The organism is Paraconexibacter sp. (assembly GCF_059438195.1).
This window is the reverse complement of the sequence record NZ_JBLKKY010000107.1, coordinates 1-8,538: the sequence shown is the minus strand read 5'-3', so window position 1 is coordinate 8,538 and position 8,538 is coordinate 1. Positions and strand designations below refer to the sequence as shown.

6 protein-coding genes and 2 pseudogenes are annotated in these 8,538 nt (G+C 74.8%); 7 read left to right on the top strand and 1 reads right to left on the bottom strand.

Annotated elements, in window-relative coordinates; genetic code table 11:
* Positions 1-312 precede the first annotated feature (312 nt).
* The 4 genes and pseudogenes from ACME2J_RS21365 to ACME2J_RS21350 all read left to right on the top strand — a co-directional run bounded on the left by ACME2J_RS21365 (position 313) and on the right by ACME2J_RS21350 (position 4,572).
* Positions 313-1,053 carry a hypothetical protein gene (locus ACME2J_RS21365; protein ID WP_495546970.1) on the top strand — a complete coding sequence of 247 codons (741 nt, stop codon included), beginning with the start codon at positions 313-315 and terminating at the stop codon, positions 1,051-1,053.
* Between the two features lie 770 nt (positions 1,054-1,823).
* A pseudogene (locus ACME2J_RS21360) lies at positions 1,824-3,515 on the top strand (sensor domain-containing protein); the annotation flags it as partial.
* Positions 3,516-3,588: 73 nt separating this feature from the next.
* Positions 3,589-3,708, top strand: a pseudogene (locus tag ACME2J_RS21355) (hypothetical protein); the annotation flags it as partial.
* Positions 3,709-3,726: 18 nt separating this feature from the next.
* Positions 3,727-4,572, top strand: a complete 846-nt coding sequence (locus ACME2J_RS21350; RefSeq protein ID WP_495546969.1) for an EAL domain-containing protein — start codon at positions 3,727-3,729, stop codon at positions 4,570-4,572.
* 40 nt (positions 4,573-4,612) lie between these two features.
* Here ACME2J_RS21350 and ACME2J_RS21345 read toward each other — a convergent pair whose 3' ends face one another.
* Complete coding sequence (locus ACME2J_RS21345; protein ID WP_495546968.1) at positions 4,613-5,995, bottom strand: flavin monoamine oxidase family protein; 1,383 nt, start codon at positions 5,993-5,995, stop codon at positions 4,613-4,615.
* Positions 5,996-6,135: 140 nt separating this feature from the next.
* Here ACME2J_RS21345 and ACME2J_RS21340 point away from each other — a divergent pair, with 140 nt between their 5' ends.
* The 3 genes from ACME2J_RS21340 to ACME2J_RS21330 form a co-directional block, all read left to right on the top strand.
* Positions 6,136-6,960, top strand: coding sequence for an enoyl-CoA hydratase/isomerase family protein (locus ACME2J_RS21340; RefSeq protein ID WP_495546967.1), 825 nt, complete (start codon positions 6,136-6,138; stop codon positions 6,958-6,960).
* A 40-nt stretch (positions 6,961-7,000) separates the two neighbouring features.
* On the top strand, positions 7,001-8,353 hold the full coding sequence (locus ACME2J_RS21335) for a proline dehydrogenase family protein (RefSeq protein WP_495546966.1): 1,353 nt from the start codon (positions 7,001-7,003) through the stop codon (positions 8,351-8,353).
* Positions 8,350-8,538, top strand: a 189-nt coding sequence (locus tag ACME2J_RS21330) for a hypothetical protein (RefSeq protein WP_495546965.1), incomplete at its 3' end; no start/stop codon positions are given. The genes ACME2J_RS21335 and ACME2J_RS21330, both read left to right, overlap by 4 nt.

Below are 8,538 nucleotides of genomic sequence, written 5' to 3'. Positions count from 1 at the left end.
TGCGCGAGATCGTCGGGACCGGCCGCTCCGCGAGACCGAACCACAGCAGGGTCTCGCGGATCTCGAGGCCGAGCGCGTCGAAGGCGAGCCGGGCGCCCGCGACCGTGAGCGCGACGCCGAGGAGTCCGAGGAGCAGGGCGGTGAGGACCACGGCGAGGGATTCGCCGCGGTCCCGCGGGACCCTGCCCGCTTCCCCCGGCGAAGGCTGCGGGCCTCTACCGACGGCGTGTGCGGCTCTCCTCCGATCCGTTCCCGAGGGACGGCTCCTAGCGTCGTCCACGACCCCGGTCCCTCGACGCGAGAGCACACGCCATGCGCCTCACCGCCACCCCGCTGCATCCGGCCGCCGCGGCAGCCCCGCGCCCCCGCGCGACGACGACCGAGCAGGCTTCCGCCGCCCGCCACGTCGCGTGGCTCGCCGGCGGCATGGCCGGCGCCTTCCTCGTGCCCTATCTCCTCGCCGACCGGCTCGAGATGCAGCGCGACGTCTACTACGGGATCTACATCGCCTTCGTCGTCGCGCTCTTCACGGGATGGGCGCGCGACACGGGCCAGTCGCTGCGCGGCATGCTCTCCCGCCGCATGGGGCTCGCGCTCGGGCTCGGTCTCGCCTTCGCGGGGGTGAGCGCCGTCATCGCGACGCAGGCCGAGGATGCCGGCCCGCGGGCCGACGGCCTCGAGCTCGCCGGCTCGCTGCTCTGGCGCGGCGTCGCCTACGGCGCGGCGGACGGCCTCCTCCTCTCCGCCTTCCCGATCCTGCTCGTGTTCGCCGCGCTGCGCGCGACGTCCCGTAGCGGCCGATCGGTTCGTCGCCTCCTCGGCGTCGGCGCGCTGGCGATGGCCGCCTCCCTGGCGATGACCGCCGTCTACCACGCGGGCTACGACGACTTCCGGTCCTCGAAGCTACGCAAGCCGGTCCTCGGCGACATCTCGTGGAGCGTCCCGACCCTCGCGACGCTGAACCCGATCGGGGCGCCGATCGCCCACGCCGGCCTCCACGTCACCGCGATCCTCCACAACGGCGAGACCGAGCTCTTCCTCCCCCCGCACTGAGGACGACGGAGCTGCCCGCGAGCGGTGCTCAAGGTCGTGCTCCGGCCTGCCGATACTCCTCCGGTGTCCCCGAGCGCGCTCGACGCCTCGCGCGAGCCTCTGTTCCCCGCCTCCGAGACCGAGCTGCGTCGCCTCCGCCGCGTCGCCGCGATCGGGGGAGGGATCTCCGTGCTCATCGGCGTCGTGGTCCTCCTCGGGTGGGCGCTCCGGCTCGACGGCGTGACCACGGTGCTCCCGGGGCTCCCGGCCCTCATGCCGAACACCGCGGTGATGATGTGCGCCTCCGGCATCGTCGTCCTCGGCGAGTCGGTCTGGCCCGCCGCGCGCCCCGGCCGCCTCGTCCTCCTCGCCGTCGTCGCCGCGCTCGCCACGCTCACGCTCGCGGAGTACATCGGCGGCGTCCGGCTCGGGATCGACGGCTGGCTCGGCGCCGACGAGGCGGACGCCCCGGCCGCCTCGTCCTCCTCGCCGTCGTCGCCGCGCTCGCCACGCTCACGCTCGCGGAGTACATCGGCGGCGTCCGGCTCGGGATCGACGGCTGGCTCGGCGCCGACGAGGCGGACATTGAGTTCCCGGGCCGGCCCTCCCCGCACACCGCGCTCTCGTTCGCGCTCCTCGCCGTCGCGCTCGCCCTCGTCCGGCACCAGCACGGACGCGTCGGCCGGGTCGCGACCGCCGCGGCCGCCACGACCGCGTTCGTCGTCGCCGCCGCCGTCGTCGGCCACGTCCTGGGGGTGCAGCACCTCCGCGGGCTCTCCGCGGTGACGGGCATGGCCGTGCACACCGCGCTCGGCCTCGCCGCCCTCTCGGTCGCGACCTTCGCGCTGCGCCCCGAGGTCGCCCCGGGCTCGTGGTACGTCGTCCCCGGCGGCGGCGAGCGCGCTGCCCGCCGCATGGTGCCGTGGGGGATCGTGCTGCCCGTTCTCGCCGGCGCGGTGGTGACGGTCGGGATGTCCTGGGACTGGTGGGGCGAGCGGATGGCGGTCTCGGTGATCGTGCTCGCGACGATCACCGTCATCCTCTTCCTCACCGGGCACGGCGTGAACCAGGTCCGCGAGCACGACCGCCTGCAGCGCCTTCTCGAGGAGAAGAGCCGTGCGAACCAGCGGCGCTTCGACCTCCTCACCGCCCGCGCCCCGGTCGGCATCTTCGAGACGGACGTCGACGGGCGCTGCACGTTCGTCAACCCCCGCTGGAGCGAGATCGCGGGACGGCCTGCGCACGTCATGCTCGGCGTCGAGTGGTGGGACCCGGTGGAGTCCGGCGACCGTCCCGGCGTCGCCGGCGCGTGGAGCGCCGCGACGGCCGAGGGGCGGGACTTCGCCCACGAGTTCCGCGTCCGCCGCGCGGACGGCACGTCGCGCTGGGTGCTCGCGCACGTGACGCCGCTGCGTCTCGACGACGGCGCGGTCGGCGGACACCTCGGCTCGTTCCTCGACATCTCCGAGCGCCGCGCCGCCGAGGAGGCGACCGGGCTCGTCGTCGCCCGCATCGCCGAGGCCGTCATCGTCGTCGGCGCCGACGGCGGGCAGGTCCACGTCAACGACGCGGCGAGGGCCGTCCTCGACGATCTCGCGGACGACCCGCTCGCGGGCCACGAGGTGTCCGGCGTCGTCGGCGAGGCGGGCGATCCGCTCCCCGCGCAGGAGATGCCGACCGAGATCACGCGGCGCACCGGCCGCGAGATCGACGACGAGGTCATCGGGCTCCCCGCGCGCGACGGCGGCCTGCGCTGGCTGCGCGTCTCGACCCGCGTCCTCGACGAGGGCCTGCCGCCGTACCGGATCGTCGTCTCCTTCACGGACGTCACCGCGCGCCGCGAGCAGGCCCGCGCTCTCGCCGAGGCGGAGGAGCGCTTCCGCCGCTCCTTCGACGACGCGCCGATCGGCATCGGCCTCGTCGCGCTGGACGGCCGGTGGCTGCGCGTCAACCGGGCGCTCTGCGACATGACCGGCTACGCCGAGGGCGAGCTGCTCGCGAAGACCTTCCAGGACATCACGCACCCGGACGATCTCGACACCGACCTCGAGCACGTCCGCGAGATCCTCTCCGGCGAGATCGCGACGTTCGAGATGGAGAAGCGCTACATCGCCTCCAACGGCTCACCTCTGTGGGTGCTCCTCTCGGTCTCGCTCGTGCGCGACGAGGGCGGCGAGCCGCTCTACTTCATCAAGCAGGTCCAGGACATCACGGAGCGCAAGCGCCAGGAGCACGAGCTGCGCTACCTCTCCGAGCACGACGTGCTCACGGGGCTGGCGAACCGACGCAGCCTCGTCGACGACCTCTCGCGGCGCCTCGCCGAGCATCACCGCTACGGCACGGACTTCAGCCTCGTGCTCATCGACCTCGACCACTTCAAGTACGTCAACGACAGCCTCGGCCACGGCGTCGGGGACCGCATGCTGCGCGCCGTCGCGGACGCTCTGCGAGAGCGGCTGAGGGAGTCCGACCTCATCGCCCGCCTCGGCGGGGGACGAGTTCGCGTGCGTCCTCGGGCGCACGGACTCCGCCGCCGCGACCCTCGTCGCCGACGACCTCGTCTCCGCGATCCGCCGGGTGCGCGTCGAGTCGGGCGAGGGCGAGCTCAGCATCTCGGCATCGGCCGGCGTCGCCTGCGCGAGCGAGCTGAACGGCGTCGACGAGGACGGGCTCCTCGCCGCCGCCGACCTCGCGATGTACGAGGCGAAGGACGCCGGCCGCGACCGGTACGCGGTCCATCACGAGCAGGACGGCGCGCAGGAGAGGGCCGCCGCGCGGCTCAACTGGTCGCACCGGATCCGGCGGGCGCTCGACGAGGACCGGTTCGTCCTCCACTACCAGCCGATCGTCGATCTGCAGGGGGAGCCCGTCCGCCGCTACGAGGCGCTCATCCGGCTGGACGACGACCCGGGTGGCGACCTCGTGCTCCCCGGGACGTTCCTCTACATCGCCGAGCGCTACGGGCTCATGCCGGCCGTCGACCGCTGGGTCGCCAGGCGCGTCATCACGACGATCGCCTCGGGACGCCTCCCGCCGGGGACCGAGGTCGCGCTCAACGTGTCGTCCCACTCGCTCGCCGACAGCACGCTCCTCGACCTCGTGGAGCGCCTCCTCGGTGAGTTCGAGGTCGAGGCCTCGCTGCTGTGCTTCGAGGTCACCGAGTCGGTCGCGATCTCGAAGCTCGAGGCGGCGAAGACCTTCGGGCGGCGCCTCCAGCGTCTCGGCTGCGCGTTCGCCCTCGACGACTTCGGGACCGGCTTCGGGAGCTTCACGCACATCAAGCACCTCCCCGTCGGCATCCTCAAGATCGACGGCGACTTCATCCGCGGCCTCACCGGGAGCCGTGCGGACCGGGCGGTCGTCGAGGCGCTCGTCCACCTCGCGCGCGCGACCGGCAAGCGGACCGTGGCCGAGTACGTCGGGGACGAGGCCACCGTCGAGCTGCTGCGCGAGCTCGGAGTCGACATGGCCCAGGGCTTCCACATCGGGCGCCCGGCGCCCCTCGGCGAGCTCGACCGCCCCGCGGACGTCGTCGTCTGAGAGACCCTCGCGCGCACACGCCCGCAGGCGGGCGCGCCGCTCAGCTCGTGACGGTCCCGGCCACGCCCGCGGCGAGGACCTCGCGCGCGGCGCGCGCCCCCGAGCTGATCGCGCCGTCCATGTAGCCGTTCCAGACCTCCGCGGTCTCGGTGCCCGCCCAGTGGATGCGGCCGCACTGCTCGCGGAGCGCGCCGCCGAGCGACGTCCACACGCCGGGAGGGAGGTAGCCGCCGTAGCAGCCGCGCGAGAACTCCTCCTCGGCCCACGCGCGGTCGACGTACTCGACCGGGGTCGCAGCCCGCGGGCCGAAGAAGCGGGTGAAGCAGCCGACGACCGCGTCCTTGCGCTCCTCCAGGGGCACGCGTGCCAGCTCGCGGGCCTGCCGACCCTCGAGGAAGCCGAGGAGGACCCCGCGCTGCGCGCCGCGCGGAGTGTTGTCGAAGACGACCTTCACCGGCCCGTCGGTGCTCGTCACCTGGCCGGAGAACCCGTCCGCCCGCCAGAACGGCTCGTCGTAGACCGCCATGCACTTCACCACCGACCCCTGCGGCATGCGCTGCGTGAGCTGGTCGCGGGAGCCCGGGAGGATCGGGTCGTAGGCGATGCGGCCGGCGAGCGTCGGCGGGATCGCGACGACGACCCGCGAGGCGCGGACGTCGATCCCGTCGGCCTCGAGGGTCACGCCGTCGGCGTCCTGCGCGATGCGCCGCACCGGCGCCGAGAGGACGAGCCGGTCGCCGAGCGGCTCGGCGGCCGCGATCGCGATGAGCTGCGAGCCCCCGACGACGCGGTCCTGCTGCGCTCCTCCGCCGGTCGAGATGAGGGCGTCGATGCCACCGCCGGAGTGGACGTAGAAGAGGAAGTGGAGGAGCGAGACGTCGGCGGGGTCCGAGGCCCACACGCCCTCGCACACCACCTGGAAGAAGTCGCGAGCGCCGCGCGTCGCCGTGTTGCGCGCGACCCACGTCGCGACCGTCTGGGCATCCCACGCATCGGCGCGCCGCGCCCGCCACGGCGCGTCGAGCGGCACCTTGCGCGCCATGCGGTCGAGCCTCGCCTGCGCCTGACCGACGTCGGCGAGCACCGCGGGACCGAGACGCGGGATCGCGCCGCTGTAGCGCGACACCTCGCCGCGGCGCTCGAAGAGGTTGAGGCCTTCGTCGTGGGTCGGATACGTCGTGAGGCCGAGCTCGCGGATCCAGCCCGCGACCTCGTGCTGCGTCGGCCCGACCCACTGGCCGCCGATCTCGACGATCTCCCCGTCGGAGAGCCGGTGGTTGAGGAGGCGCCCGCCGACGCGATCGCGCGCCTCGACGACGGCGACGTCGACGCCCGCCGCGACGAGCGTCCGGGCCGCGGACAGGCCGGCGAGACCGGCGCCGACGATCGCCACGTCGCAGGTCCGGGTGGGGGAGGGGGTCATCGCGGTCTCCGGGGTCGGGCGGTGTCGACACGAAGGCTAGGCGCTCGGCCGATCCGTCGCGAGAGGCGGCGCGCGAGCGCCGCGGCGCCCGGTCTGCTGAGGTACCGGGTCGACGCACATCGCGACGAGGGAGAGAGAGCATGAGCACGACGGAACCGACGACCGACCGGGTCGTCGTCGAAGTGATCGACGGCATCGCGGAGCTGCGGCTGACGCGGGGCGACGAGGGCAACGCGATCGACCGGCGCTGGACCGAGGCCCTCGGCGCCGCGGTCGACGCGATCGAGGCGGCGCTCGCCGCGCCCGGTGGTCGGGAGGCGGTCCGCGCCGTCCTCCTCACCGCGGAGGGCAGGGCGTTCACCGTCGGGGGCGACATCGTCCACTTCCGCGAGAACCGCGAGCGCCTCGACGAGGAGCTCGGGACGATGGTGAGCGCGCACGACGCCGCGGTCGTGAAGCTCGCGGAGCTCCCGGTCCCCGTCGTCTGCGCCGTTCAGGGCGCGGCCGCCGGAGGCGGGCTCGGCCTCGCCTGGGCCTCCGACATCGTCCTCTGCTCGCCGGAGGCGAAGTTCGCGACCGGCTTCGCGAAGATCGGGCTCAGCGGCGACGGCGGCTGCTCGTGGTTCCTGCCGCGGCTCGTCGGTCTCCGCCGAGCGCTCGAGCTCATGCTCGAGGCGCGTGTGATCGGCGCCGAGGAGGCGCTCGAGTGGGGGCTCGTCAACGCGGTCGTCCCCGCGGACGAGCTCGCCGCGGCGGCGCACGCGCGTGCCCGCGCTCTCGCCGACGGGCCGTCGATCGCGCTCGGGCGGATGCGCGCGCTCGTCCGCGGCTCGGCCGACGTGCCGCTCTCCGAGCACATGCGCCGCGAGGTCGAGAACATGATCGTCTGCGGGAAGACCGAGGACGCGCGCGAGGGCATCACGGCGTTCACCGAGCGACGCCCCGCGGAGTTCAACGCGCAGTGACCGCTTCCCGCCGGCCCACCGCGGGCATACCGTGGACGACGTGGGACCGGCGGCGATCACCGGCGCAGGACTGGACGACGAGATCCGCGACCTCGGTCGGCGTCTCGCGGCGCCCCCGCGGGGGCGCGAGCGGCTGCGGCGTGGACCCGAGGACCGGCTCACCGCGCTCCTGAGCCGCGATCCGCGGCTGCGTGCGGCGCTCTTCCAGGTCGTCGACGTCGCACCCGCCTGCGCCGGTCCGCAGGAGATCGCCGCGCACCTCGCGGCCTACCTCGAGGAGAGCGGCCGCGACGACCGCCTCGTCGCGCTCGCAGCGGGCTCGGCGAGGGGGAGGGCGACCGGAGCGGCGGTCGGCCGCCTCGCCGCGGCGGCCGTCGACCGGATGGCGCGGCGCTTCATCGCGGGACCCTCCCCGCGGGAGGCGACCGGCGAGCTCGAGCGGCTCTGGACGCGCGGCACCGCGACGTCCGTCGATCTCCTCGGCGAGGCGACGCTCACCCGCGCCGAGGGCGAGGCGTACGCGCGTCGCTGCGCGGACGCGCTCGACGCCCTCACGCGCGCGGCGCGCGACTGGCCGGCGCGCCCCGCGCTCGAGCAGGACGCCGCGGGGCCGGTCCCGCGCGTCAACCTCTCGGTCAAGGTGACGGCGCTCACCCCGCTCGTGCGGCGCGCCGCTCCCGCGCGCGCTCGCGACGACGCCGCGCGCGAGCTCCGCACGCTCCTGCGGCGGGCGGACCGGCTCGGAGCGCACGTCCACGTCGACGCGGAGTCGCTCGACTCCCGCGAGGCGGTCGTCGACCTCGTCCTGACGGTCCTCGACGAGCCGGAGTTCCGCGACGGGCCGTCCGCCGGCCTCGTCGTCCAGGCCTACCTGCGCGACGCCGACGAGACCGCGGACCGCGTGCTCGCCTGGGCGCGCGCGACGTCGCGGACCGTGCCGCTCACCGTCCGGCTCGTGAAGGGCGCCTACTGGGACCACGAGACCATCGACGCGCGGCAGCACGGCTGGCCCGTCCCGGTGTGGACGGAGCGGGCCGAGACCGACCGCTGCTTCGAGCGGCTCACCGGGCGGCTGATCGACGCGTTCCCGCGCGTGCGGCCCGCGGTCGCGTCGCACAACCTCCGCTCGGTCGCCCACGCGGTCGTCGCCGCACGGCGCGCGGGGCTCGGGCCCCACGACCTCGAGCTGCAGGTGCTCCGCGGCCTCGGCGACGACCTCCAGGACGCGCTCGCCCGCGAGGGTCTGCGGGGCCGCACCTACTGCCCCGTCGGCGACCTCGTCGCCGGCATGGCCTACCTCGTCCGCCGCCTCCTCGAGAACACCTCGAACGACTCGTTCCTCGCGGCGCAGGCGTCCGGCGCCGACCTCCACGACCTCCTCGCCCCGCCGTGACCGCCGACGAGACGACGTCCTCGCGGGCGCACCCGCCACGCGGCTTCACGAACGAGCCGCACACCGACCTGCGGCACGCCGTCGAGCGCGACCGGCTGCGCGAGGCGCTGCGCGACCTCGACGCGAGGCTGCCCCTGCGCGTCGGCGTGCGGATCGGCGGTCAGGAGCGCGCCGAGCCCGCCCGC